At 73.5% G+C, this 25,531-nt stretch carries 21 protein-coding genes; 17 read left to right on the top strand and 4 right to left on the bottom strand.

The genetic code is table 11. The features are described 5' to 3' along the window. From AB0O40_RS32220 to AB0O40_RS32200, 5 genes are all read left to right on the top strand, one after another. Positions 1 to 568 (top strand): amidase family protein (locus AB0O40_RS32220; RefSeq protein ID WP_365049009.1); only part of this gene is annotated, 568 nt, incomplete at its 5' end. Beyond that, on the top strand, positions 565 to 807 hold the full coding sequence (locus tag AB0O40_RS32215; protein ID WP_365049007.1) for a hypothetical protein: 243 nt from the start codon (positions 565 to 567) through the stop codon (positions 805 to 807). The genes AB0O40_RS32220 and AB0O40_RS32215, both read left to right, overlap by 4 nt. Positions 808 to 823: 16 nt before the next feature. Then, on the top strand, positions 824 to 2,335 hold the full coding sequence (gene gatB, locus AB0O40_RS32210) for an Asp-tRNA(Asn)/Glu-tRNA(Gln) amidotransferase subunit GatB (protein WP_365049005.1): 1,512 nt from the start codon (positions 824 to 826) through the stop codon (positions 2,333 to 2,335). 238 nt (positions 2,336 to 2,573) lie between these two features. After that, a complete protein-coding gene (locus tag AB0O40_RS32205; RefSeq protein ID WP_365049003.1) occupies positions 2,574 to 3,986 on the top strand; it encodes a condensation domain-containing protein in 1,413 nt (470 codons plus the stop codon). A 14-nt stretch (positions 3,987 to 4,000) separates the two neighbouring features. Next, entirely contained in the window at positions 4,001 to 5,407 is a 1,407-nt protein-coding gene (locus AB0O40_RS32200) for a condensation domain-containing protein (protein ID WP_365049002.1), read from the top strand. A 32-nt stretch (positions 5,408 to 5,439) separates the two neighbouring features. On the opposite strand, the gene AB0O40_RS32195 is transcribed toward AB0O40_RS32200, so the two are convergent. After that, entirely contained in the window at positions 5,440 to 5,946 is a 507-nt protein-coding gene (locus AB0O40_RS32195) for a DinB family protein (RefSeq protein WP_365049000.1), read from the bottom strand. A gap of 57 nt (positions 5,947 to 6,003) precedes the next feature. Beyond that, a complete protein-coding gene (locus AB0O40_RS32190) occupies positions 6,004 to 6,816 on the bottom strand; it encodes a GNAT family N-acetyltransferase (protein ID WP_365048998.1) in 813 nt (270 codons plus the stop codon). 81 nt (positions 6,817 to 6,897) lie between these two features. On the opposite strand from AB0O40_RS32190, the gene AB0O40_RS32185 reads away from it, so the two are divergent. The 7 genes from AB0O40_RS32185 to AB0O40_RS32155 all read left to right on the top strand — a co-directional run bounded on the left by AB0O40_RS32185 (position 6,898) and on the right by AB0O40_RS32155 (position 15,165). Further along, positions 6,898 to 7,290, top strand: a complete 393-nt coding sequence (locus AB0O40_RS32185) for a signal peptidase I (protein ID WP_365048996.1) — start codon at positions 6,898 to 6,900, stop codon at positions 7,288 to 7,290. Between the two features lie 59 nt (positions 7,291 to 7,349). Next, positions 7,350 to 7,916 (top strand): hypothetical protein, encoded by a 567-nt coding sequence (locus AB0O40_RS32180; protein WP_365048994.1) that lies wholly within the window; start codon positions 7,350 to 7,352, stop codon positions 7,914 to 7,916. A 271-nt stretch (positions 7,917 to 8,187) separates the two neighbouring features. After that, positions 8,188 to 10,416 (top strand): MMPL family transporter, encoded by a 2,229-nt coding sequence (locus AB0O40_RS32175; RefSeq protein WP_365048992.1) that lies wholly within the window; start codon positions 8,188 to 8,190, stop codon positions 10,414 to 10,416. 35 nt (positions 10,417 to 10,451) lie between these two features. Further along, entirely contained in the window at positions 10,452 to 10,997 is a 546-nt protein-coding gene (locus tag AB0O40_RS32170) for a GNAT family protein (protein WP_365048990.1), read from the top strand. A 65-nt stretch (positions 10,998 to 11,062) separates the two neighbouring features. Then, a complete protein-coding gene (locus AB0O40_RS32165) occupies positions 11,063 to 11,653 on the top strand; it encodes a hypothetical protein (protein WP_365048988.1) in 591 nt (196 codons plus the stop codon). Between the two features lie 213 nt (positions 11,654 to 11,866). Beyond that, complete coding sequence (locus tag AB0O40_RS32160; protein WP_365048986.1) at positions 11,867 to 12,040, top strand: hypothetical protein; 174 nt, start codon at positions 11,867 to 11,869, stop codon at positions 12,038 to 12,040. Between the two features lie 86 nt (positions 12,041 to 12,126). Continuing rightward, complete coding sequence (locus AB0O40_RS32155; RefSeq protein ID WP_365048984.1) at positions 12,127 to 15,165, top strand: AAA family ATPase; 3,039 nt, start codon at positions 12,127 to 12,129, stop codon at positions 15,163 to 15,165. 30 nt (positions 15,166 to 15,195) lie between these two features. On the opposite strand, the gene AB0O40_RS32150 is transcribed toward AB0O40_RS32155, so the two are convergent. Together AB0O40_RS32150 and AB0O40_RS32145 are read right to left on the bottom strand one after the other, a co-directional pair. Further along, positions 15,196 to 16,404, bottom strand: a complete 1,209-nt coding sequence (locus AB0O40_RS32150; protein ID WP_365048982.1) for a PQQ-dependent sugar dehydrogenase — start codon at positions 16,402 to 16,404, stop codon at positions 15,196 to 15,198. Between the two features lie 139 nt (positions 16,405 to 16,543). After that, complete coding sequence (locus AB0O40_RS32145; RefSeq protein WP_365048980.1) at positions 16,544 to 17,581, bottom strand: aldo/keto reductase; 1,038 nt, start codon at positions 17,579 to 17,581, stop codon at positions 16,544 to 16,546. Positions 17,582 to 17,657: 76 nt separating this feature from the next. Between AB0O40_RS32145 and AB0O40_RS32140 the strand changes: the two genes are divergently transcribed. The 5 genes from AB0O40_RS32140 (at position 17,658) to ilvC (ending at position 25,454) form a co-directional block, all read left to right on the top strand. Beyond that, positions 17,658 to 18,596, top strand: a complete 939-nt coding sequence (locus tag AB0O40_RS32140) for a 2-hydroxyacid dehydrogenase (protein WP_365048978.1) — start codon at positions 17,658 to 17,660, stop codon at positions 18,594 to 18,596. A 273-nt stretch (positions 18,597 to 18,869) separates the two neighbouring features. Then, positions 18,870 to 21,722: an EAL domain-containing protein gene (locus AB0O40_RS32135; RefSeq protein WP_365049011.1), complete on the top strand. Its 2,853-nt coding sequence runs from the start codon at positions 18,870 to 18,872 to the stop codon at positions 21,720 to 21,722. A gap of 210 nt (positions 21,723 to 21,932) precedes the next feature. After that, positions 21,933 to 23,813 carry an acetolactate synthase large subunit gene (locus tag AB0O40_RS32130; protein ID WP_365048976.1) on the top strand — a complete coding sequence of 627 codons (1,881 nt, stop codon included), beginning with the start codon at positions 21,933 to 21,935 and terminating at the stop codon, positions 23,811 to 23,813. A 28-nt stretch (positions 23,814 to 23,841) separates the two neighbouring features. Beyond that, complete coding sequence (gene ilvN, locus AB0O40_RS32125) at positions 23,842 to 24,366, top strand: acetolactate synthase small subunit (RefSeq protein WP_365048974.1); 525 nt, start codon at positions 23,842 to 23,844, stop codon at positions 24,364 to 24,366. Positions 24,367 to 24,449: 83 nt separating this feature from the next. Continuing rightward, positions 24,450 to 25,454, top strand: coding sequence for a ketol-acid reductoisomerase (gene ilvC / locus AB0O40_RS32120; protein ID WP_365048972.1), 1,005 nt, complete (start codon positions 24,450 to 24,452; stop codon positions 25,452 to 25,454). Positions 25,455 to 25,531 lie beyond the last annotated feature (77 nt).

The raw sequence follows: 25,531 nt of genomic DNA, 5'->3' as shown, positions 1-25,531 counted from the left end.
GGCGTACTACCTGATCGCGCCGTCGGAGTGCTCCTCGAACCTGGCCCGCTTCGACGCCATGCGCTACGGCCTGCGGGTCGGCGACGACGGCACGAAGTCGGCCGAGGACGTCACCGCCCTGACCCGCGAGGCCGGTTTCGGCCCCGAGGTCAAGCGCCGCATCATCCTGGGCACGTACGCGCTGAGCTCCGGCTACTACGACGCGTACTACGGCTCCGCCCAGAAGGTCCGCACCCTCATCTCGCAGGACTTCGACAAGGCCTTCGAGCAGGTCGACGTGATCGTCTCCCCGACGACCCCGACCACCGCCTTCGCGATCGGCGAGCGCGCCGACGACCCGATGGCGATGTACCTGGCGGACCTGTGCACCATCCCGACCAACCTGGCCGGCAACTCCGCCATGTCGCTGCCCTGCGGCCTGGCGCCGGAGGACGGCCTGCCGGTCGGTCTGCAGATCATCGCCCCCGCCATGAAGGACGACCGCCTCTACAAGGTGGGCGCCGCCGTCGAGGCCGCCTTCGTCGCGCGCTGGGGTCACCCGCTGCTGGAGGAGGCACCGTCGCTGTGAGCAATGCACTGACCAAGGCCAAGGGCTTCAAGAAGTCCAAGTCCGGTACGTACCTGTCCATCGGCACCACCGCCTTCGGCGCGCTGAGCGTGGTCAAGCAGGCCAAGAAGGCCCGCTCGGAGCACGACACGCTGAAGCTGGTCGACGCTGTGGTGTCCGCCGCCGCCATCGTGACCGGCCTCGCGATCCTGTACCGCGAGCTGAAGCGCCTCGGCGACGACGACGTCCTGCTGGGCTGAGAGGGAAAGTTTCATCGTGACCGTCACCGAACTCCTTTCGTACGACGCCGCGCTGGCGTCGTACGACCCCGTCATGGGCCTGGAGGTCCATGTCGAGCTCGGCACCCGCACCAAGATGTTCTGCGGCTGCTCCACCGAGCTGGGCGCCGAGCCCAACTCGCAGACCTGCCCGACCTGTCTGGGTCTGCCGGGCGCCCTGCCGGTCGTGAACGCGATCGGCATCGAGTCGGCGATCAAGATCGGTCTCGCGCTGAACTGCGAGATCGCGCAGTGGTGCCGCTTCGCCCGGAAGAACTACTTCTATCCGGACATGCCGAAGAACTTCCAGACCTCGCAGTACGACGAGCCGATCGCCTTCAACGGCTACCTGGACGTCCAGCTCGAGGACGGCGAGGTCTTCCGCGTGGAGATCGAGCGCGCCCACATGGAGGAGGACACCGGCAAGTCCACGCACGTGGGCGGTGCCACCGGTCGCATCCACGGCGCCTCGCACTCCCTCCTGGACTACAACCGGGCCGGCATCCCGCTGATCGAGATCGTCACCAAGCCGATCGAGGGCGCCGGCGAGCGGGCCCCCGAGGTGGCCAAGGCGTACGTGGCCGAGCTGCGCGAGGTCATCAAGGCGCTGGGCGTCTCCGAGGCCCGGATGGACAAGGGCCAGATGCGCTGCGACGTGAACCTGTCGCTGCGCCCGCACGGCGTCGAGAAGTTCGGCACCCGCTCGGAGACGAAGAACGTCAACTCACTGCGTTCGGTGGAGCGGGCCGCCCGCTTCGAGATCCAGCGGCACGCCGCCGTCCTGCAGTCCGGCGGCTCGATCGTGCAGGAGACCCGTCACTTCCACGAGGACGACGGCTCCACCACCTCGGGGCGCATCAAGGACAACGCCGAGGACTACCGGTACTTCCCGGAGCCGGACCTGGTCCCGGTCGCCCCGGCCCGTGAGTGGGTCGAGGAGCTGCGCGCCGGTCTGCCGGAGATGCCGCGGGTGCGCCGCAACCGGCTCGTGCAGGAGTGGGGCATCAGCGAGTTCGACATGCAGTCGATCCTCAACGCCGGTGCCGTGGACTCGATCGTCGCCACCATCGAGGCCGGTGCGGACTCCGTCGCCGCCCGCAAGTGGTGGATGGGCGAGCTGGCCCGCAACGCCAACGAGCAGGGCGTGGTCGTCGACGAGCTGCCCATCACCCCGGCCCAGGTGGCCCGGGTGGCGGCGCTGGTCGCCGCCGGTGACCTGAACGACAAGCTGGCCCGCCAGGTCCTCGAAGGCGTCCTCGCCGGCGAGGGCGGCCCGGACGAGGTCGTCGAGAAGCGCGGCCTGAAGGTCGTCTCGGACGAGGGCGCGCTCGGCGCGGCCGTGGACGAGGCCATCGCGGGCAACGCCGGCATCGCGGACAAGATCCGCGGCGGCAAGGTCCAGGCGGTCGGCGCCCTGGTCGGCGCGGTCATGAAGACCACCCGCGGCCAGGCCGACGCCGCCCGCGTCAAGGAGCTCATCCTGGAGAAGCTGGGCGTCACCGACGCCTGAGCGACCCCGGCAGCGGCCCGCTGACGCCGAACGCCCCTCTCCCCGCCCCGGGGAGAGGGGCGTTCGCGGTTTCCCGCCCGGTCGGGGTCCGGCGTCACCGTGGGCGCTCCGGCTCGTTACTGGTGCATGAACCCCGGGCGGCGGACCGGGGCGGAACGGCTCCGCCGGTCATCGCCGTCCGCGTCCCCGCGGTCCCGGACCCGCCAGCGATGCGACGACGATCAGGAAGGCGCCACGCGTGCTGCAGTTGCCCGTCGAGGACATGCGGACGGCCCCCGGACACGCCCTGGAGTGGACGGTCTCGGCCGCGGGCGCCGCCGGGCTCCCCGACGACCCCGGACGCCCGGCCCCCCTCGCCTCGTACAACCAGCAGGACCACTTCTCCGTCGCCCGCAACCTCCGTGCGGCGGAAGTCGGTTACTCCTCCTTCATCGGCGGGTCCTTCGAGATCGAGGGTCCCCTGGACCGGGGCGCGCTGGAGGCCGCCCTGCTGCACCTGGTCCGCCGTCACGAGGTGCTGCGCTGCGTCTTCAGGGAGGCCGGGGACGCGCTCGCCGTGGAGGTCGTGCCCCCGCAGGACGTGAAGCTGGAGTGCGTGGACGCCGGGCGGATCGATTCCGCGGACGGGGCCCGCGCGTACGTACGACGCTTCCTGGGGGGCACCGACACCCTGCGCGGGCCCTGGATCGTCATGGGCGCGATGGTCCGCGAGGAGTCCACCACCGTCTACCTCGCCTGCGACCACCTGCTGACCGACGGGGTCTCGACCCCCGTCGCCTGCCGCGACGTCGCCGAGGCCTACGCGGCGTACGCCGCGGGCCGGGAGCCGGTGCTCCCCGAGGCGGGCGGCTTCCTCGACCACGCGCGCGCCGAGCGGCGGCGGGGCGCGGCGACCGGCCCGGACCACCCGCTGCTGGATCATTGGAAGGGCTTCGCCGCGCGCAACGACGGACGGCTCTTCCCGACCTTCCCGCTGGACCTGGGCATCGAGCCGGGGGTCCTGTACCGCGCCGCCAACGAGGCCGACACGTTGCTGCCGGCCGACCGCCTCGACGCCTTCGAGGCCCGCTGCCGGGCGCTGGGCGGCCGGGCCGCGAGCGGCGTGCTGGCCGCCTTCGGCGCCTGCGTCGGACGGGCGGGCGGTACGGACGTCTACCGCGCCGTGCTGCCGGTGAACACCCGCGGCCGGGGGCCCCGGGAGCACGGCATGGGCTGGTTCGTGAACACCCTGCCGGTCGAGTTCCCGGTCTCGCCCGACCTGGACTTCGCCGCGGTGCTGGCGGGCGCGCACGGCGCCCTGGACGCGATGCGCCCGTACCTCGACGCCCCCTTCGTCCGGGTCTTCGACCTGCTCACGGAGGGTCAGGAGGGGCCGCAGGTATGGCCGTTGGCGGTGAGCTTCTTCTCCTACCTGGACTACCGGCGGACCCCGGGAGCGGACCGCCAGCTGGCGCGGCAGGCCCGCACGTACGTCTCCACCTCGCACAGCAACGGCATCTTCTTCTGGTTCCACCGCAACGACACCGGGCTGCACCTGCAGTCCATCTTCGTGGACACCCCCCGGGCCCGCGCCACCAAGGCGGCCCTCGTCGGCACCCTGGTCCGGACGATGGAGCAGGTCGCCCGCACCGGGCAGTTCCCGACCGCCTGAAAGGACACCGAGCGGTGCTGCAACTCCCCGGCCCGGAACTGGTCATCGCACCCGGGCGGGCCGTCGAATGGCGCGTCCACACCGTCACGGGCGGCACCCCGGCGCCCGGCCGGACGCCCTCCCACAACCAGGAGTACCACTTCGTCGCCTGCGCGCCGCCCCCGGGCCAGGCCGAGGACCCCGACGGGCGGCCCGGTCCGCGCACCGACTCCTTCGCCGTCACCTTCGAGATCGACGGCCGGCTGGACGAGCCGGCGCTGGAGGCCGCGCTGCTCCACTGCGTGCGCCGGCACGAGGTGCTGCGCTGCGACTTCCGGCCCTCGGCGGCCGGCGGGCTCGACATCGAGGTCGCCGAGCCGGCGGACGTCAAACTGGAGCGGATCGACCGGGGCACCACGGCCTCGACGGCCGAGGCCCGCGCCTACGCAGAGCGTTTCCTGCGCAGCACGGACACCCGCCGGGGGCCCTGGTTCGTGATGGGGGCGACGGTCCGCCGGGACTCGGCCACGGTCCACCTCGTCTGCGACCACCTCGTCACCGACGGCACGTCCCTGATGGTCCTCGTCCATGACGTCGCCACCGCCTACGAGGCCTTCGCGGCCGGCCGGCAGCCGCAACTGCCCCTGCCGGGCGGCTTCCTCGACCACGGGCGCGCGGAGCGGGAGCGCGCCGCGGCGGCCCGTCCGGACGACGCCGCGCTGGCCCCCTGGCGCGGCTTCATCGCCCGCAACGGCGGGCCGTTCCCGAAGTTCCCCCTGGACCTCGGGATCGAACCCGGCGCCGGGGCCCCCGCGGTCAACTCCACCGACCCGCTGCTGGACCGCGCCGGGGCCGCGGCCCTGGAGGCCCGGCTGCGGACCCTGGGCGCGGGCGTGCCCGCCGGGGTCCTCGCCGCCCTCGGCGTCAGCCTGCGCGCGGAGGGCGGCCCGGACGTGCACCGCGCGCTGGTGCCGGTGAGCACCCGCGGCCGGGGCCGGCACGCCCACGGCGCGGGCTGGTTCGTCAACCTGGTCCCCGTCGAGTTCCCGGTGCCGGAGGGGGCCGAGCTGGCACCGACCGTGGCCGGGGTCCGGGACGCCTCGACGCGGATGGTCCGGGCCGGCCGGATCCCCTTCGTGGTGATGCTGCGGCTGCTCGCCCCCGAGCACTACGCCCGGCCGTGGCCGCACGCGGTGAACTTCTCCTCGTACATGGACTACCGGGCCGTCCCCGGCGCCGCCCGGCACGCCGCCCGCCGGGTGGCCGGGTACACCTCGGTCCCCGCGACGAACGGCATGTTCCTGTGGGTGTTCCGCAGTGACGCCGGGATCCACCTGAACTGCGTGCACGTGGACACCCGCGAGGCGCGCCGGGTCAAGGCCGCCCTGATCGGCACGCTCTCCCGGACGCTGGAGAACATGGCACGCCACGGCACCTTCTGACTGGCCGTCAGCTGTCGCGGGGCGGGCGGGAGTCAGGCGCCGACGGTGCCGTCCACGCCCTCGCGGAGGAGGTCGGCGTGGCCGTTGTGCCGGGCGTACTCGTGGATCAGGTGCAGCATCACCAGCCGCAGCGAGACGTCCTCCTCCCACCTCTTGTTGTACCCGGTCACGTCCAGGGACTCGGCCGCCGCCTCGATCGCGCGGGAGTGCCCGACCTCCTCCTCCCAGGCGGCGAAGGCCTCGGCGCCGGTGGCGCCCGTGGTGTCGTACGCGGCCTGGAAGTCCCCCTCGGGGGACCAGCGCAGCGGGATGTCCTCGGCGTTCATGGTCCGCCGGAACCAGGTGCGTTCGACCTCGGCCATGTGCCGGACCAGGCCCAGTAGTGAGAGCGTCGAGGGCGGCATCGAGCGGCGGGCCAGCTCCTCGTCGGTCAGCCCCTCGCACTTCATGGCGAGGGTGGCGCGGTGGAAGTCGAGGAAGGTGCGCAGGGTCTCGCGCTCCGATCCCCTCAGGGGCGGTCCGATGCGTTCGATGGTCATGGTCTGCACCCTAGGGCCTGCGCCCCGGAGGTGGGCGGTCCGGCCCCAGCAGGCCGCTCAGGGGCGGGAGTTGAACTCCCAGGTCGTGGTCAGGCGGCTGAAGCCCAGCCGCTCCAGGATCGGCCGGCTCATGGGGGAGGCGTCCACCTGGAGGTAGGGGATGCCGCGCTCGGCCGCGATCGCGGCACGGTAGGCCACCAGCGCGCGGTAGACGCCCTTGCCGCGCCAGCCCTCGACCGTGCCGCCGCCCCACAGGCCCGCGAAGGAGGCCCCCGGCAGCATCTCCAGGCGGGCCGCGCTCACCGGGACCTCGCCGTCGGGGGTCTCGGCCAGCGCGACCACCGCCGCGACGGTCTCCGGCCGCTTCTCGATCTGCTCCAGCAGCTGGAAGCGGAGGTCCGGGCGGGGCACCCCGAAGGCCAGGTCGTGCACCTGCGACATCAGGTCGACCCCGGCCTCGTCGGTCACCGCGGCCAGCCGCAGGCCGGGCGCCAGGGCCGGCTCCTGGGGCAGCGAGGCGACCGGCGCGACCATCACGGCCTCCGCCTCGCCCTGCTCCAAGCCGGCCGCGCGGAGCCGGTCAGCGAGGTCGGCCGGGCCGTCGTGGGCGTAGAGCTTCCACTCCCAGGCCCGGCCGGCGCCGCCGTCCAGGGCGGCGAAGTGCGCCACCTGCTCGGCGATCGCGGCGTCCGCGGTGTCCTCGTCCAGCCCGGACCAGAGCACGCCGTTCCATCCCAGCGGGCCGGCGGTCTGCCGGACCACCGCCCCCACCCGCTCCACCCGCGCCCCGGGCCCGTCCGGCACGGCCCCCCGTCGCATCTCGCGGTCGTACCGCGCCAGCACATCCTGATGATCTTCATTCGCAGCCATGCCCACACCTCAACACCACCCCCACCCCCCGGCAACCGGTTTACCCACCCGCAACCGGCCCGGCGGCCTACCCTCCGGTACATGACCAGCGACGACACGGACCCGCCCGCCGACGTGTACGTGGGCAACGCCGGCCGGGACGCCCCGCTCGACCGGGGCTGGCTGCTCGGCCACTTCAAGGACCCCGGCGACCCCCGGCGCAGCGAGGACGTGGAGATCAAGTGGGGCGTCCACCCGCGCGGGGAGCGGCGGGCCCGGTGGGTGCGCGGCGAACACCGCACCGCCCTCCAGGTGCTCGTCAGCGGGCGGTTCCGGCTGGAGTTCCCCGGCCGCAGCGTGGTCCTCGCCGAGCAGGGCGACTACGTCGTGTGGGGCAAGGGGGTGGACCACTCCTGGGAGGCGGAGGAGGACTCGGTGGTGCTCACCGTCCGGTGGCCGTCCGTGGCCGGGTACCAGGTGCCGGACGGAGCTTGACGGGGTCCTTATTTCTTAGGTAAGCCTTACCTGCCCGTTCGTAGTGCAGGGAGTCGCCCGTGTCCGCCGTACCCACCACCGCCCCGTCCGTGCCGGTCCTCCGGCCGGTGCGGATGTACGACTCCTGGTGGACCGTGGCCGCCGCAGCGCTCACGGCGCTGGTGCTGCTCGTCGGGGGGCTGTGGTTCTCCGTGCACGTCCGGACCGACCCGGTCCTGCACGAGACGGCACTCTTCGTGCACCTGGCCTCGCTTGCCCTCGGCTTCGGCGCCGTGCTCGCCGCCGACTGGTTCGGCGCCCTCTGGCTGCTGGGCCGCGCCTCCCTCGGCGAGGCCCTGGCCGTCACCTCCCGACTGCACACCCCGATCTGGGCGGGCCTGGGCGGCCTGGTGGCCAGCGGGCTGATGCTGCACCCCGACCTGAGCTCGCCGCTGACCCGGACCAAGCTGGTCCTCGTCGCCCTGCTCACCGTCAACGGCCTCCAGGCGGGCCTGCTCACCCGCCGCCTCAACGCCCCCCAGGCCCCCGGCCCCCGGACCCTCGCCTGGGCCGGCGGCACCGCCCTCCTCTCCCAGCTGTGCTGGTGGGGCGCGGTCGTGGTGGGCTTCCTCAACACCCGCAACTGACCCGTCCCCGGCCGACCTCCGGCACCCGCCCGCACGGGCCCCTCGGCCCGGTCGCCTCGTACGAAAGTCCCAGCCCGGCCCCGCCCCCTGTGACGATGCGCACGAAACGGACCAACGATCACGAAGAGCTGCCATCGTGACGGAGTATGGCGGTAATGGGGCATTCGCGCCGGGACCCCCCGGGCCCGTCCGTCCCCGCCGGTCCTTCGCTTCGTTGTTCTTTGCGCACGGGCTTCTCCCGTAAAGATCCGATCCACCAGGGAGCAGCCCGTTGGCAGCAATCGCCCGGTGGTGCCTGCGGCACCGCCTCGTCGTCGTCCTGCTCTGGCTCCTCGCGCTCGGCGGCACCGCGACCGCCGCCACCCTCGCCGGCTCCGCCTACTCCAACGACTACGCGGTCCCGGGCACCGAGTCCGGCCGGGCCGACGCCCTCCTGCGCGAGGGCTTCCACGGCCAGGGCGGCGACACCGACACCGTCGTCTGGCACACCACCGGCCCCGCCGGCACCCGCGCCCCCGCCGTCGAGCAGCGCATGAGCCAGACCCTCGACGAGATCGCCGCGCTGCCCGGGGTCGCCGCCGTGACCAGCCCGTACGTCCGCGAGGGCATCGCCCAGATCAGCGCGGACGGCCGCACGGCCTACGCCGTGGTCACCTTCGACCGGCCCGCCGACTCCGTACCCAAGGCCCAGGCCCAGGCCGTGGTCGACACCGCCAAGGGCGCCGCCGGCGACGGGCTCCAGGTCGAGCTCGGCGGCCGGGCCGTCCAGCTCACCGAGGCCCCCGGCGCCCACTTCGCGGAGGTCATCGGCGTGGTCGTGGCCGGCGTGGTGCTCTTCCTCGCCTTCGGCTCGCTGGCCGCCAGCCTGCTGCCGCTGGCCACCGCCCTGGTCAGCGTGGGCACCGCGTACGCCGGCATCACCCTGCTCGGCCACGTCATGGGCGTCGCCGACTTCGCGCCCATGCTCGGCACCCTCATCGGCCTCGGCGTCGGCATCGACTACGCGCTCTTCATCGTCACCCGGCACCGCAAGGGCCTCAAACGCGGCCTGACCGTCGAGGAGGCCGCCCGCAGCGCGGTCGCCACCACCGGCCGGGCCGTGGTCTTCGCCGGCGCGACCGTCTGCATCGCCCTGCTCGGCATGCTGGTGCTGCGGCTGGACTTCCTCAACGGCGTGGCGCTGGCCGCCTCCCTCACCGTGGTCCTCACCGTCGCCGCCTCGGTGACCCTGCTGCCGGCCCTCCTCTCGTACATCGGGCCGCGCGCCCTCTCCCGCCGCGAGCGCCGCACCCTCGCCGAGGAAGGGCCCCGGCCGGAGACCCCCACCGGCTTCGCGGCCCGCTGGTCGGCCTTCGTCGAACGGCACCCCAAGCTGCTCGGCACCGTCGCCGCGCTGATCATGGCGGTCCTCGCGCTGCCCGCCCTCTCCCTCCACCTCGGCACCTCCGACCAGGGCAACAACCCGGCCACCGCCACCACCCGCAAGGCCTACGACCTGCTCGCCGACGGCTTCGGCCCGGGCGTCAACGGCCCCCTGACCCTGGTCGCGCAGCTGGACGGCGCCCGGGACCGGATCGCCCTCGAGCAGCTGGCCGCCTCGGTCCGCACCACCGAGGGCGTGGCCGCCGCCGGGCCCGCGGTCCTCAACCGCAGCGCCGACACCGCCCTGATCCCCGTCGTCCCCGACTCCTCGCCGCAGTCCCGGGCGACCAGCGAGCTGGTGGACCGGCTGCGCGAGCAGGTCATCCCGGCCGCCGAGGACGGCACCACCCTGCAGGTCCACGTCGGCGGGGTGACCGCCGGCTACGACGACTTCGCCGAGGTGATCGTCGGCAAGCTGCCGCTCTTCGTGGGCGTGGTCATCGCCCTCGGCTGCCTGCTCCTGCTGCTCGCCTTCCGCTCCCTCGGCATCCCGCTCAAGGCCGCCGCCATGAACGTCGCCGCCGTCGCCTCCTCCTTCGGGATCGTCGTCGCGGTCTTCCAGTGGGGCTGGGGCAGCGAGCTGCTGGGCCTGGGCAGCGCGGGCCCGATCGAGCCCTTCCTGCCGGTGATCATGGTGTCGGTGCTCTTCGGGCTCTCCATGGACTACCAGGTCTTCCTGGTCAGCCGGATGTACGAGGAGTGGCTGGAGACCGGCGACAACCGGCGCGCGGTGCGGGTGGGGCTGGCCGAGACCAGCCGGGTGATCAACTCCGCCGCGATCATCATGATCTCCGTCTTCCTCGCCTTCGTCCTCAGCGGGGACCGGATCATCGCGATGTTCGGCATCGCGCTCGCCGCCGCCGTGGCCCTGGACGCCTTCGTCCTGCGCACCCTGCTGGTCCCGGCCCTGATGCACCTGCTCGGCGGGGCCAACTGGTGGCTGCCCGGCTGGCTCGACCGGCGGCTCCCGAGGATCAGCATCGAGCCCCCCGAGACCGACGGCCGTGCGACACTTCCCGCGCAGCGGCCCGGCGAGAACAGCGCCGAGGCGGCCGCCTCCGTACCCGCATCCCGGTAGACCCGTATCCCGGCAACCACCCGAAGGACCACCGCATGTTCGCGATAGACCTGGCCGAGGACGCCCAGCTCAAGCCGCTCGAGGTGTGGCACGCCGAGGAGTTCCTGGCCCACATCGACCGCGGCCGCGAGTTCATCGGCCAGTACGTCGGCTTCCCCGACCGCGCCACCGACCTGGAGTCGGCCCGCACCCTGCTGCGCACCTTCGCCCTCAAGAACGCCGAGGACGGCCCCCGCTTCTTCGGCATCTGGGTCGAGGGCGTGCTGCGCGGCGGCGTGCTCTACCCGGCCTTCGACCCGGCCGGCGGCAACTGCGAGGTCGGCTGCTGGCTGGAGCCCGCCGCGGCCGGCCGGGGCCTGGTCAGCGCCGCCTGCCGCGAGCTGATCGACTACGCCGTGACCGTGCGCGGGATGCACCGGGTCGAGTGGCACGTCTGCACCGACAACGAGAAGAGCATCGCGGTCGCCAAGCGGCTCGGCTTCACCCTCGAAGGCGTCATGCGGGAGAACTACCTGCACCGCGGAACCCGCCAGTCCACCGAGGTCTGGGCCCTGCTCGGCCGCGACTGGTCCCGGGACTGACCCACCCCGGGCGGCGGGCGGGGGCTCTCAGGGTGCTCTCAGAAACGCCGCCTACGGTGCCCCGCATGGACACCAAGAACACCGACGCCCCGACCGCCGCTTCCGACGAGGCGGCGGAGCCCCGGACCGGGACGGACCCCGTCGTCGGCGAGAAGCCCGACGAGGACCTGCTCGACGCCCTGGACCAGGACGCGGACCAGGACGCCCTGGACCCGGACGGGCTCGCCGACGAGCAGCCGGCCGCCGACGGGGCCGCCGCGCCGGCCCCGGTCGGCGCGGGCGCCGGGGCCGTGGCCGCCGCCGGCCTGGGCCTCGCCGCCCTCAGCGGCACCTGGGTCTCCCGGGTCGTCGCCGAGCGGCAGACCCTCATCGGCCAGATCAAGAGCACCGACGCCACCTCCACCGCCGAGAAGATCTCCGCCCTCTACGGCGACGCCTGGCACCAGACCGCCCTGGTCAACGGCGCCTTCTCGCTGCTCGCGGTGCTGGTCGCGCTGTTCGTCCTGGCCCGCCCCGCCTTCGGCGCCCCCGGCCGGGTGCTCCCCGTCTGGATCCGGGCCCTGGCCTGGGGCGCCGTCGCCCTCGGCGTCATCGGCATGATCATCGCCGGCCTGATGTACGGGGACGTCCTGCTGCCCCTGCCCAAGGCGGCCTGAGCCCCCGGAACCCGGCCGTCCTGAGGCCCCGGACCCCCCTCCTAGGCGGTCCGGGGCCCGCCTTAGGCCCCCGGGGCGGCGAACGGGGCGGCGCCTAAGGCCCCCCGGGCCGCCGAGATGCGGCACCCGCCCGATGCGGCGGCACCCCCTGGCGCGGGATTCTTGGATCACACCGAACGAGGTGGACAGGAAAGACTCACAGGGGAGAACGAGATGTTCGAGTACGAGATCGCCGCCTTCCGTCGCAACGAGCTCATCCGCGAGGCCGCCGCACACCGGCTGGCCAAGGAGGCGGCCGAGGCCGGTCGCCGGCGCGGCCGCAAGAACGGCCCGGTGGCCACCGCCGGCGTGGCCGCCGACCGGCGCAGCTTCACCCGCGCCGCGTAGCGCGGCCGGGCCACCCGCCCCCGCCACCGGCTCATCAGATGAGAAGCCAGCCACCACCCCCTGCCGTCGTAACGGATCTTTGTGCGATGCTCGGCGGCGTGGAAACCAGATCCGTCAGCCCGGTGTTCGTCGGACGGGCCGACGAACTGGCCCGGCTCACCGACGCCCTCGACCGCGCGGCCGCACCCGAGCCGCAGGCCCTGCTGATCGGCGGGGAGGCGGGCGTCGGCAAGACCCGCCTCACCGAGGAGTTCATCGCCGAGGCCACCCGGCGCGAGGCCGTGGTGGCCGTCGGCGGCTGTGTGGAGATAGGGGCGGAGGGACTTCCCTTCGCCCCCTTCTCCGCCGCCCTGCGCGCCCTCCAGCGCCGGCTGCCCGAGGAGTTCACCGCGGCCGCCGACGGCCAGGAGGAGGAACTGGCCCGGATCCTGCCCGAGCTGGGCGAGACCTCCCGGGGCCCGCACGACGAGGAGAGCACCGCCCGCCTCTTCGAACTCACCGCCCGGCTGCTGGAACGCCTGGCCGCGGACCGCACCGTCGTCCTCGTGCTCGAGGACCTGCACTGGGCCGACGCCTCCACCCGGCACCTGCTCTCCTACCTCTTCCGCACGCTGACCGCCGGCCGGCTGGTCGTCGTCGCCACCTACCGCGCCGACGACGTGCACCGCCGGCACCCGCTGCGCCCCCTGCTCGCCGAACTGGACCGGCTGCGCACCGTCCAGCGGCTCGAGCTCTCCCGCTTCACCCGCGCCGAGGTGCGCCGCCAGCTCGCCGGCATCCTCGCCGCCGAGCCCGCCGAGCCCTTCGTCGACCAGGTCTTCGCCCGCTCCGACGGCAATGCCTTCTTCGTCGAGGAGCTGGTCGCCTGCGGCAGCGGCAGCTGCCCCGCCGGGCTCACCGAATCCCTGCGCGACCTGCTCCTGGTCCGCGTCGAGGTGCTGCCGGAGAGCGCGCAGCGGGTGGTCCGGCTGGTCGCCGAGGGCGGCTCCACCGTCGAGTACCCGCTGCTGTGCGCGGTCGCCCAGCTCTCCGAGGACGCCCTGATCGAGGCGCTGCGGGCGGCCGTCACCGCCAACATCCTGCTGGCCACCCCCGAGGGCGACGGCTACCGCTTCCGGCACTCCCTGGTCCGGGAGGCGGTCAGCGACGACCTGCTGCCCGGCGAGCGCTCCCGCGTCAACCGCCGCTACGCCGAGGCCCTGGAGGCCGACGGGACGCTGGTGCGCGCCGACGAGCGGGTGATCCGGCTGGCCAGCTACTGGTACTACGCCCACGAGCCGGCCAAGGCGCTGCCCGCCGCCCTCGACGCCTCCGTCGCCGCCCGCCGCCGGTACGCCTACTCCGAGCAGCTGCGGCTCCTGGAGCGGGCCATCGACCTGTGGGAGGACGCTCCCGAGGAGGTGCGCGCCACCCTGCGGCCGGCCGACTACACCGAGGTCTACCCGCCCTGCGGCTGCGACCCCGCCACCGCCCCCCTGAGCCGGCTGGACCTGCTCGCCGAGGCCACCCTCGCGGCCCGGTTCGGCGGCGAGCGCGAACGCGCCCTCAAGCTCACCAAGATGGCGCTGCGGCTCCTCGAGGAGGACGGCGAGGACCCGCTGCGGGCCGCGTGGTTCTGGACCGAGCGCTCCAAGCTGATGTCCAGCCTGGCCCGCGGCGACGGCTGGGCCGAACTGGGCACCGCCCAGGAGCTGGTGCGCGGCCTGGCCCCCTCGCAGGTGCACGCCGAGGTGCTGTCGCACGCGGCGAGCTGGGGCATGCTGCACCGCCCCGGCCCCGACAACATCCCGCTCGCCGAGCGGGCCGTGGAGGTGGCCCGGCTGGTGCGGGCCGAGGAGGTCGAGCTCAACGCCCGCCTCACCCTGGGCAGCCTGGTGATCGACGCCGGCGACCCGGCGGCCGGCCTGGCCCAGATGTACGAGGTCAAGGAACAGGCCCTGGCGCGCGGGCTGATGCCGCTGCTGGGCCGGTCCTTCATCAACCTGGCCTGCCAGCTGGAGGGCAACGGCCGCTCGGCCGACGCGGTGGCGCTGGCCGACGAGGGCATCGGACTGGTCCGCGGCTACCGGCTGCGGGACACCGAGGCCTGGCTGCAGGGCAACAAGAGCGAGTCGCTGTACACCCAGGGGCGCTGGGCGGAGGCGACCGCCGCGGCCCGGCGCGCGCTGGAGACCGCCCAGAGCGCCAAACCCCGCGGCTCCGCCGCCACCTGGCTGGCGCACGTGGCGCTCGGCCGCGGCGAACTCTCCGAGGCCGCCGCCCAACTGGCCGCCGCCCAGGGCCACCTGGGCATGCACGACACCCAGCCGCAGCACCACATCCCGCTGCACCGGCTGGCCGTCGGCATCGCGGCGGCCGAGGGCCGGATCCTGGACGTGCGGGCCGCGGCCGCCCGCGCCGTCGAGGGCGGCATCCCGCCGGGCAATCACCGGTACGCCTGGCCGCTGCTGCTGGCCGCGGCCGCCGCGGAGGCCGACGCCCGGGGCCTGCCGGCCGCCGACGCCGGCCGGGCCGGGGCCCTGGACCTGCTCCGGACCGCCGCCAAGGCCCTGGCCGCGCTCCAGCCGGTCTGGAAGGCGTACGCCGCCTTCGTCCGCGCCGAGCTGCTGCGCGCCGAGGACCGGGACACGGTCGCCGACTGGACGGAGGCCGAGGCGGCGCTGCGCCCGCTGGAGCGGCCGTACCTGCTGGCCCGGGTACGGCACCGGCTGGGCGAGGCCCTGCTGACCGCGGGCGGCGACCGGGCGGCCGCCGCCGTGCAGCTGCGCGCGGCGCTGGCCGTCGCCGGGGAGCTGGGCGCCCGGCGGCTGCGGGAGGACCTGGAGCTGCTGGCGCAGCGCGCCCGGCTCTCGCTCGCCGAGACCGAGGAGCCGGCCGGGCCGCAGCCGGAGGCGGACCCGGTGGAGGCGCTGGGGCTGACCAGCCGGGAGCGGGACGTGCTGCAGTTGGTGGCCCAGGGGCGCAGCAACCGGCAGATCGCCGAGGAGCTGTTCATCTCCCCGAAGACCGCCAGCGTGCACGTCTCCAACATCCTCACCAAGCTGGGCGTGGCCGGCCGCGGCGAGGCCGCCGCCCTGGCCCACCGGCTGCGCCTCTTCACCCCGGTCGCGCAGCCGGCGGGCTGAGCCGGCCGGGCCCCCGGCCCGCCGCCCGGCTCAGCGCACCGCGAGCTCCAGGATCCGGTCGTCCCCGGCCGAAGGGGTGCCCCGGCCGTCCGTCTCGCTGGTGACCAGGAGGAGACCGGCCGCGGTCGGGAGCACGGTCCGGAGCCGGCCGTACTCCCCGGCGAGGAAGGCCTCGGGCGCGGCGGCCGGGCGGGTCCCGGCCAGCGGGATCCGCCACAGCCGGGCGCCCCGCAGCCCCGCCATCCAGATCGAGCCCCGGGCGTAGGCGATCCCGCTGGGGGAGGCCTCCGAGGGGTGCCACCAGGCCACCGGATCCCGGTACCCGGCCCGCCCGGCCTTCCCCTCCACCACCGGCCAGCCGTAGTTGCCGCCCGGCTCGACGAGATTGAGCTCGTCCCAGGTGTCCTGGCCGAACTCGGCGGCCCACAGCCGCTTCTCCGCGTCCCAGGCCAGTCCTTGGACGTTGCGGTGGCCGTAGGAGTACACGAGGGAGCCCGGGAACGGGTTGTCCGGGGCGGGCCGGCCGTCCGGGGTCATCCGCAGGATCTTGCCCGCCAGGGAGGCCTTGTCCTGGGCAAGCCCGCGCTGCCCGGTCTCGCCGGTGCCGGCGTACAGCATGCCGTCCGGGCCGAAGGCGATCCGGCCGCCGTTGTGGATCGAGCCCTTGGGGACGCCCCGCAGGATCGTGTCGGGTGCGCCCAGCCGCTCCCCGGCGGGGCGCTGCGCGTCGTACCGCAGCCGGGCGATGCGGTTGTCCGAGACGGTCGTGAAGTACGCGTAGACCAGGTGGTCCTTCGCGTAGTCGGGGGAGAGCGCCAGGCCCAGCAGCCCGCCCTCGCCGCCGGGGGCCACCCCCGGGACCTCGCCGACCGGGGTGGTGCGGCCGGTGTCCCGGGCCACCCGCGTGATCGTGCCCTCGTCCCGCGAGGCCACCAGGAGGTCCCCGCCCGGCAGCTCCACCACGCCCCAGGGGCTGCGCAGCCCGGTCGCGACCGTCCGCCCGACGGTGACCGAGCCCTTCGCCGGTGCCGCGGTGGCGGCCGCGGCGGTGCCCGTCCGGGCCGGCGGCGCGGACGACGGCCCCGAGGCCTCCGGGGAGCCGCCGCCACCGGAGCAGCCGGCCGCGAGCAGCACCCCGCAGCAGCCGAGCGCCCCCGCCCGCACCAACCGCCGCAGGCCTCCGGGCGTCCCGTGCCCGGTCCGGCGGCCGTCCCCGTCACCGCTCGATCGCTCCCGCATGGCGCGCTCCCTTCCCTCGGCAGGCCGATGCCCCGCCCCACCTTCCCCAACCGTGACCGGGGTCTGCGCGGTTCCGCCACTCGTACATCCGATCGAGTGGATTGCGGGCGCCGGGCCCCACGGCCTGCCGGACCCGGGGTCACTCCTCCCAGGAGCCGGCCGCCACCGGCAGCGCCGCGATCTCCGCCAGGTCGGCCGCGGTCAGCAGCACCCGGGCCGCCCGGGCGTTCTCCACCGCCCACCGCTCCTGCTTGGCGCCCGGCACCGGCACCACGTGCGGCCCCTGGGCCAGCACCCAGGCCAGCGCCACCTGCGCCGCGGTCACCGTCGGCCCGTGCCGCCGCGCCACCCGCCGCAGCCCCGCCAGCAGCGGCTGGTTCGCCGCCATCGCCTCACCCGTGAACCGCGGGTGCCGGGCCCGCGCGTCCTCCGGCTCGAAGCCCTGGCCGGGGGTGAGCGTGCCGGTCAGGAAGCCGCTGCCGAGCGGCATCGCGGCCAGCACCCCCACCCCGCGCGCCGCGCACCACGGCAGCAGCGTCTCCAGGGCCTCCGGGGACCACACCGACAGCTCCGCCTGCACCGCGCTGACCGGGAACACCTGCTGGACCCGCTCCAACTGGCGGATCGTCACTGCAAACCGGGACGCGCCCCGGCCCGTCCGGCCCGGGTGCCGCCCGGACCGGGCCGCCCCGCGGGCCGGCCGGGCCCCGACCGCGCAGAAGCCCAACGCCCGGACCTTGCCCGCACCCACCAGCTCCGCCAGCGCACCCCAGGTCTCCTCCACCGGCACGTCCGGATCGGGCCGGTGCAGCTGGTAGAGGTCGATCACGTCGGTGCCCAGCCGCCGCAGCGAGGCGTCGCAGGCCCGCCGGACGTAGCCGGGCCGGCCGTTGGTCACGATGTGCTGGTCGCCCACCTGCAGACCGCACTTGGTGGAGACGAAGGCCTCCCCGCGCCGCTCCTTGAGCACCCGCCCCACCAGCAGTTCGTTGGTGAACGGCCCGTACATGTCCGCGGTGTCCAGCAGGTCCGCGCCCTCGTCCAGGGCCGCGTGCACCGTGCGCAGCGAACTCTCCTTGCTGCGCCGGGACGCCGTGTACCCCCAGCTCATCGGCATGCAGCCGAGGCCGACCGCCCCCACCGCCAGCGCCGAGGCCCCGATAGTCCTGCGCTCCACCTGCCCGTACCCCTCCCTCGCCGGCCACCCCAAACTAACCGTTCGGTGCGCGGCCGCTTCGCATAGCCTCCTGATCATGACTACTGATGTGTGGCTGCCGTTCCACCCCCATGAGATCGCGGGCCTCCCCGAGGGCCCCGCGTACCACTTCTGGGACGGCGGGCCGGAGTACCCCGCCGACCCGGCGGACTGCGACTTCTACGTCGTGCCGTACATGAAGGGCTCCGAGGTCGCGGTCCGGCCGCTGGCCGCCATGGCCGCGGTGCAGGTGGTCCAGACCCTCTCCGCCGGCATCGACCACGTCGAGCCGGGCCTGCCGCTGCTGGCCCCCGGCGTGCGGCTGTGCAACGCCCGCGGGGTCCACGAGGCCAGCACCGCGGAGCTCACCCTCGGCCTGGTCCTCGCCTCGCTGCGCGGCTTCCCCGGCTTCGTGCGCGGCCAGGACGCCGAGGAGTGGCGGGCCGGCTTCTACCCCGCGCTGGCCGACAAGTCCGTGCTGATCGTGGGGTACGGCTCGGTCGGCGCGGCCATCGAGGACCGGCTGGCGCCCTTCGAGTGCGCCGCGATCGAGCGGGTCGCCCGCACCGCCCGCACCGCCCCGCGCGGGCCCGTGCACGCCCTGGCGGCGCTGCCGGACCTGCTGCCCCGGGCCGACGTGGTGATCCTCTCCACCCCGCTCACCCCCGACACCAAGGGGCTGGCCGGGGCGGACTTCCTGTCCCGGATGAAGGACGGCGCCCTGTTGGTCAACGTCGCCCGCGGGCCGGTGGTCGACACCAAGTCCCTGCTGGCCGAACTGGAGTCGGGCCGGCTGCGCGCCGCGCTGGACGTCACCGACCCGGAGCCGCTGCCGGCCGGCCACCCGCTCTGGCACGCCCCCCATGTCCTGATCACGCCTCATGTGGGGGGCAGCACCTCCGCTTTCGAGCCGCGGGCCAAGCGGCTGCTGGCCGCCCAGCTCACCCGCTTCGTCACCGGCGCGGCGCTGGAGAACACGGTGCTCGTCACGCGATGATCCCCCGGAGGAACCCTCCGCAGTCATGTGCATGCGGTAAGTGTCCGTAACTCCGTTCATCGTAACGCTGAGTAGAGACGCTATGTCCCTGAGTGACGAAACTGGTGTATCGTCCGGAACCAGGGGCTGCGCCGCGAACGTACGGCGCTGGGGAGTGATCGGACACTTTGGGGGGCGACGGGCGATGTACGGCCAATGGACCAACGATCCGCGCACACGGAAACCGGCCACCCCGGCGGCGAAGGAGCCCCGGTGAGCGCCCCCGGCGCCCTCCTGACCCAGCCCCCTCCGGTGGCCGGCGGCGGGCGGACCGTGGTGCACCAGCTCGTCCTCGCCGTCGTCTGCGGCGGTTACGCCGTCGGCGCCGCCCTCGGCTGGGGGTCCAAGGAAGTCGCCCTCTTCATGGGCGACTTCGGACTGAGCGGGGCCGCCGTGCTGGCCGCCGTCTCCTGCTACAACTACGCCCGCGCCAACCCCAGCCGCGAGCGGCCCGCCTGGCTCCTCTTCGCGTTCTCCTCCCTCATGGGCGCCTGCGGAAACGCCATCTGGGGCTGGTACGAGGTCGTCCTCGACGAGCCGGTGCCCAGCCCCTCGCTCGCCGACTTCTTCTTCCTGTGCTTCGCGCCGCCCGCCATCGTCGGCCTGCTGGTCCTCGCCAAGCGCCCCGTCAGCCGGGCCGGCTGGGTCTGCCTGGCCCTCGACTCCTGGCTGATCGGCGGCTCGCTGCTGACGCTCTCCTGGAGCCTGGCCCTCGCGCACACCGCCCAGACCGCCACCACCACCGGCTCCGGCAGCGTGGCCCAGGCCGCGCTCGCCCTCACGTACCCGCTGCTGGACATCGCGCTGGTCTCGATGGTGCTGGTGCTGCACTTCCGGCGCTCGGCCGGCAACCGCTCCGCGGTCAACACCGCCATCGCCGCCCTGGCCCTGACCGTGCTGAGCGACGCCCTGTTCACCTCGCCGCTGCTGCGGGCCAGTTACCACTCCGGACAGCTGCTCGACGCCGGCTGGTTCGCGGGCTCGCTGCTGCTCGCGTACGCCCCCTGGGGCGCCCGCCGCCCGCCGTACGCCGACCCGGCCGGACTCCCGCGGGGCCCCCGCCCGCACAGCCGGCCGATCACCGGCTCGCTGCCGGCCCTCACCCCGTACCTGGCCGCCGCCGTCTGCACCCTCGGGATCCTGTACAACGTCGTCGACGGCCGCCGGGTGGACCGGGTGGTCGTCTTCACCGGCTGCACGGTCGTCCTCGCGCTGGTCGTCCGACAGGGCATCATGCTGCTCGACAACATCGCCCTGACCCAGGAACTGGCCCAGAAGGAGAACCACTTCCGGTCCCTGGTCCAGGGCTCCAGCGACGTCATCATGATCGCCGCGCCGACCGGGATACTGCGGTACGTCAGCCCCGCCGCCGCCGGCGTCTACGGCCGCGAGGCGGAGGAGCTGGTCGGCACCGAGCTCTCCACCCTGATCCACCCCGACGACCTCGGCCGGGTGGTCCACGAGGTCCGCCGCTTCCTCGCCGCGCCGCCCGCCGAGGAGCCCACCACCCGCATCGAGTGCCGCTTCGAGTCCGGGGCCGGGGAATGGCTCAATGTGGAGTCCACCGTCAACCGCCACCAGGGCGGCCTGATCCTCAACAGCCGGGACGTCACCGAGCGGGTCCGGCTCCAGGCGCAGCTCCAGCACAGCGCGGAGCACGACCCGCTCACCGACCTCCCCAACCGCGCCCTGTTCACCCGCCGGGTCCGGCAGGCGCTGACCGGCCGCCGGGCCGGCGACCACAGCACCGCCGTGCTCTTCATCGACCTGGACGGCTTCAAGGCGGTCAACGACACCATCGGCCACCAGGCGGGCGACGAGCTCCTGATCGAGGCCGCCCGCCGGCTCCAGGACTCCGTCCGGGCCGGGGACACCGCCGCCCGGCTCGGCGGGGACGAGTTCGCCGCGCTGATCATGGGCGACGGCAGCCGCGAGCGGTCCGCCCGCGAGTACCAGGTCACCGAGATCGCCGACCGGCTGCGGACCACCCTCTCGCGGCCCTACCGGATCGCCGGCACCGAGGTCCGGGTGGCCGCCAGCATCGGCGTGGCCTTCGCCGACCCCGGCATCACCCCCTCGGACCTGATGCGCAACGCCGACCTGGCGATGTACCGGGCCAAGGCCGGCGGCAAGGACCGGGTCGAGCTGTACGCCCCCCAGATGCAGGCCGAGGTGGTCCGCCGGGCCGAGCTGGCCGGCCGGCTGCGCACGGCCCTCCACGAAGGCGAGTTCGCGCTGCTGCACCAGCCGGTGGTCTCGCTGGCCACCGGCGAGGTGGCGGCGGTCGCCGCGCAGCCCCGCTGGCGCTCCGCGCAGGGCATCGTCTTCACCCCCGCCGAGTTCCTGCGGGTCAGTGAGGGCGGCGGGTCCGGCGGGGGAGCGGCCGGTCCCGGGGCCCGGGCGGCCGAGCTGGGCGGCTGGCTGATCGAGGAGGCGGTGGCCCAGGCGGCCGAGCGGCACCGCGCCGGGCACGACACCCCCGTGGCCGTGCGGATGTCCGCGGACCGGCTGCTGGACCGCTCGGTGGCCCACGGCGGCGTGGAGGCCCTGCTGACCCGGCACGGCCTGCCCTCCGGGGCGCTGCTGCTGGAGCTGGCCGACAGCGACCCCAGGGTGCCCTTCGACGAGCTGGAGCGCCGTCTGGCGGCCCTGCGGCGGCTCGGGGTGCGGATCGCCCTGGACGGCTTCGGAAGCGGCTACGCGGCGATCAGCGCCCTGCGCCGGCTCCCGGTGGACGTGCTCAAGCTCGACCGGGGGCTGGTCGAGGGCGTGGTCGAATCGGCCAGGCTCTACAAGATCACGGCTGGATTGTTGCGGATCGCAAATGATCTGGGCATGCAGTCGGTGGCCGACGGGGTGGACCTCCCGGAGCAGGTGCTGGCGCTGCGGGCGATGGGCTGCACGCACGGCCAGGGCATGGCCTTCTCGGGCCCTCTCGACGAATACCGGCTGCGCCGCGCGCTGGTCCGCGGTACGTTCCCGGTACCCGGCGGGGCGGCCCTGCCGGCGTTGGCGGGTGGCGCCCGGAGCGGCCCGGGAAGCCTCCATAGGGGCTCAAATAGTGAGACGTCCGTCCCACCCACTTGACATCCCCCTCCCGCCGGAGGGAGGGTCAGTGCCATGCGCACCCGAATTCTCGTACTTGGAAAGCGCGTCGGCTGAAGCTGGACACCTGATGTCCCCGCTCAACGCACCCGACGCGCTCCCCTCGCTTGCCATCCGGCACGAGGGGTTTTTTGTTGCACTGGCAAAAACCGAACCCCCGCAAAAACCCTCAGCTTCGAGAAGAGATTGCCGATGACCGAGCAGGCCTCCGGGGCCCACCATCCGCAGCCGCGGGCCCGTACCGGCGGACAGCAGACCGCCGCGATCGAGCACGTCACGGGTGCGCAGTCCCTCATCCGTTCTCTCGAAGAGGTGGGGTGCGACACCGTCTTCGGCATTCCGGGCGGCGCCATCCTCCCCGCGTACGACCCGATGATGGACTCCAAGAAGGTCCGTCACATCCTGGTCCGCCACGAGCAGGGCGCGGGCCACGCCGCGACCGGCTACGCGCAGGCCACCGGCAAGGTCGGCGTCTGCATGGCCACCTCCGGCCCCGGCGCCACCAACCTGGTCACCCCGATCGCCGACGCCCACATGGACTCCGTCCCGCTGGTCGCGATCACCGGCCAGGTCTCCTCCAAGGCGATCGGCACCGACGCCTTCCAGGAGGCGGACATCGTCGGCATCACGATGCCCATCACCAAGCACAACTTCCTGGTCACCAGGGCCGAGGACATCCCGAAGACGATCGCCGAGGCCTTCCACATCGCCTCCACCGGCCGGCCCGGCCCGGTCCTGGTCGACATCGCCAAGGACGCCCTCCAGTCGCGGACCACCTTCAGCTGGCCGCCGGCCCAGGACCTGCCCGGCTACCGGCCGGTCACCAAGCCGCACGCCAAGCAGATCCGCGAGGCCGCCAAGCTGATCGTCCAGGCCAAGCGCCCGGTCCTGTACGTCGGCGGCGGCGTGATGAAGTCCGGCGCCACCGCGGAGCTGAAGGTCCTGGCCGAGCTCACCGGCGCCCCGGTCAGCACCACCCTGATGGCCCTGGGGTCCTTCCCCGACAGCCACCCGCTGCACGTCGGCATGCCGGGCATGCACGGCGCGGTCACCGCGGTCACCGCCCTGCAGAAGTCCGACCTGCTGATCGCCCTCGGCACCCGTTTCGACGACCGCGTCACCGGCAAGCTCGACAGCTTCGCCCCGTTCGCCAAGATCATCCACGCGGACATCGACCCGGCCGAGATCGGCAAGAACCGCGCGGTGGACGTCCCGATCGTCGGCGACGCCCGCGAGGTCATCGCCGACCTGATCCAGGCCGTCCAGGCGGAGCACACCGAGGGCAACACCGGCGACTACAGCGCCTGGTGGGCCGACCTCAACCGCTGGCGCGAGACCTACCCGCTCGGCTACGACCTGCCCACCGACGGCATGCTCTCGCCGCAGCAGGTCATCGAGCGGATCGGCAAGCTCGCCCCCAAGGGCACCATCTACGCGGCCGGCGTCGGCCAGCACCAGATGTGGGCCTCGCACTTCGTCGACTACGAGGAGCCCCGCACCTGGCTCAACTCCGGCGGCGCCGGCACGATGGGCTACGCGGTCCCGGCCGCGATGGGCGCCAAGGTCGGCCACCCGGAGCGCACGGTCTGGGCGATCGACGGCGACGGCTGTTTCCAGATGACCAATCAGGAACTGGTCACCTGCGCGCTGAACAACATCCCGATCAAGGTCGCGATCATCAACAACGGCGCGCTGGGCATGGTCCGCCAGTGGCAGACGCTGTTCTACAACCAGCGCTACTCCAACACCGTGCTGCACGCCGACGAGACCGGCCACGGCACCGTCGGCTCCCAGCTCGGCGAGTCCAACGCGCCCCGCAAGGGCACCCGCGTCCCGGACTTCGTGAAGCTGTCCGAGGCCATGGGCTGCGTCGCGCTGCGCTGCGAGGACCCGGCGGACCTGGACAAGGTCATCGCCGAGGCCAACGCCATCAACGACCGGCCGGTGGTCATCGACTTCATCGTCCACGAGGACGCCATGGTGTGGCCGATGGTCGCCGCCGGCACCTCCAACGACGAGGTCATGGCGGCCCGGGGCGTCCGCCCCGACTTCGGCGACAATGAAGACGACTGAGCGAAGAGCGAAAGAGAGAACGACTCACATGTCCAAGCACACGCTCTCCGTCCTGGTCGAGAACACCCCCGGCATCCTGGCCCGGATCGCCGCCCTGTTCTCCCGCCGCGGCTTCAACATCGACTCCCTCGCGGTCGGCGTCACCGAGCACCCCGACATCTCCCGCATCACCATCGTCGTGAACGTCGAGGACCTGCCGCTCGAGCAGGTGACCAAGCAGCTCAACAAGCTGGTCAACGTCCTCAAGATCGTCGAGCTGGAGCCGTCCCACGCCATCCAGCGCGAACTCGTCCTGGTGAAGGTCCGCGCCGACAACGAGACCCGCTCCCAGGTCGTCGAGATCGTCCAGCTCTTCCGCGCCAAGACGGTCGACGTCTCCCCGGAGGCCGTCACCATCGAGGCCACCGGCGGCGCCGACAAGCTCGAGGCCATGCTCAAGATGCTCGAGCCGTTCGGGATCAAGGAACTGGTCCAGTCCGGCACCATCGCCATAGGGCGTGGCGGCCGGTCGATCACCGACCGCAGCCTGCGCGCCCTCGACCGCAGCGCCTGAGCCCGTATACCGAGACCGTCCCACCCGAACTTCACCGCCCGCCGTACGGTGGACGCAAAGCACCAAGACCAAGGAGTTTTCCAGTGGCAGCCGAGCTGTTCTACGAGTCCGACGCCGATCTCTCCATCATCCAGGGCCGCAAGGTCGCTGTCATCGGCTACGGCAGCCAGGGTCACGCCCACGCCCTGTCGCTGCGTGACTCCGGCGTCGACGTCCGCGTCGGCCTGCAGGAGGGCTCCAAGTCCAAGGCCAAGGCCGAGGAGCAGGGCCTGCGCGTGGTCTCCGTCGCCGAGGCCGCGGCCGAGGCCGACGTCATCATGATCCTCACCCCGGACCCGATCCAGGCCCAGGTCTACGAGGAGTCCATCAAGGACAACCTCAAGGAGGGCGACGCGCTCTTCTTCGGCCACGGCTTCAACGTCCGCTACGGCTTCATCAAGCCCCCGGCCAACGTGGACGTCGCCCTGGTCGCCCCCAAGGGCCCGGGCCACCTGGTCCGCCGCCAGTACGAGGAGGGCCGCGGCGTTCCGTGCATCGCCGCCGTCGAGCAGGACTTCTCGGGCAGCGCCTTCGCGCTGGCGCTCTCGTACGCGGCCGGCATCGGCGGCACCCGCGCCGGCGTCATCAAGACCACCTTCACCGAGGAGACCGAGACCGACCTGTTCGGTGAGCAGGCCGTCCTCTGCGGTGGCGCCTCCGCGCTCGTCAAGGCCGGTTTCGAGGTCCTGACCGAGGCCGGCTACCAGCCGGAGATCGCGTACTTCGAGTGCCTGCACGAGCTGAAGCTCATCGTGGACCTCATGTACGAGGGCGGCCTGGAGAAGATGCGCTGGTCGGTCTCCGAGACCGCCGAGTGGGGCGACTACATCACCGGCCCCCGCGTGATCACCGAGGCCACCAAGGCCGAGATGAAGAAGGTCCTCGCCGAGATCCAGGACGGCACCTTCGCCAAGACCTGGATGGACGAGTACCACGGCGGTCTGAAGAAGTACAACGAGTACAAGAGCGCCGACTCCGAGCACCTGCTCGAGACCACCGGCAAGAAGCTCCGCAAGCTCATGAGCTGGGTCGACAACGACGAGAGCTGAGCCGCCACCGCGGGGCCGGGACGCACGCGCCGGGCCCTGGTCGCCGACCTCGCCGACCCCGACCGCATCTCCTGGGC

The organism is Streptomyces sp. NPDC089919 (assembly GCF_040684615.1).
GTDB lineage: Bacteria > Actinomycetota > Actinomycetes > Streptomycetales > Streptomycetaceae > Streptomyces.
This window is presented reverse-complemented; position numbering and strand designations above follow the sequence as displayed.

Bases quoted from the DNA above. Each gene is read 5' to 3' on its own strand.
- AB0O40_RS32195 (WP_365049000.1), bottom strand. From the start codon at position 5,946: ATGACCATCGAACGCATCGGACCGCCCCTGAGGGGATCGGAGCGCGAG.
- AB0O40_RS32190 (WP_365048998.1), bottom strand. From the start codon at position 6,816: ATGGCTGCGAATGAAGATCATCAGGATGTGCTGGCGCGGTACGACCGC.
- AB0O40_RS32185 (WP_365048996.1), top strand. From the start codon at position 6,898: ATGACCAGCGACGACACGGACCCGCCCGCCGACGTGTACGTGGGCAAC.
- AB0O40_RS32170 (WP_365048990.1), top strand. From the start codon at position 10,452: ATGTTCGCGATAGACCTGGCCGAGGACGCCCAGCTCAAGCCGCTCGAG.
- AB0O40_RS32165 (WP_365048988.1), top strand. From the start codon at position 11,063: ATGGACACCAAGAACACCGACGCCCCGACCGCCGCTTCCGACGAGGCG.
- AB0O40_RS32160 (WP_365048986.1), top strand. From the start codon at position 11,867: ATGTTCGAGTACGAGATCGCCGCCTTCCGTCGCAACGAGCTCATCCGC.
- AB0O40_RS32155 (WP_365048984.1), top strand. From the start codon at position 12,127: ATGCTCGGCGGCGTGGAAACCAGATCCGTCAGCCCGGTGTTCGTCGGA.
- AB0O40_RS32150 (WP_365048982.1), bottom strand. From the start codon at position 16,404: ATGCGGGAGCGATCGAGCGGTGACGGGGACGGCCGCCGGACCGGGCAC.
- AB0O40_RS32140 (WP_365048978.1), top strand. From the start codon at position 17,658: ATGACTACTGATGTGTGGCTGCCGTTCCACCCCCATGAGATCGCGGGC.
- AB0O40_RS32130 (WP_365048976.1), top strand. From the start codon at position 21,933: ATGACCGAGCAGGCCTCCGGGGCCCACCATCCGCAGCCGCGGGCCCGT.
- ilvN (WP_365048974.1), top strand. From the start codon at position 23,842: ATGTCCAAGCACACGCTCTCCGTCCTGGTCGAGAACACCCCCGGCATC.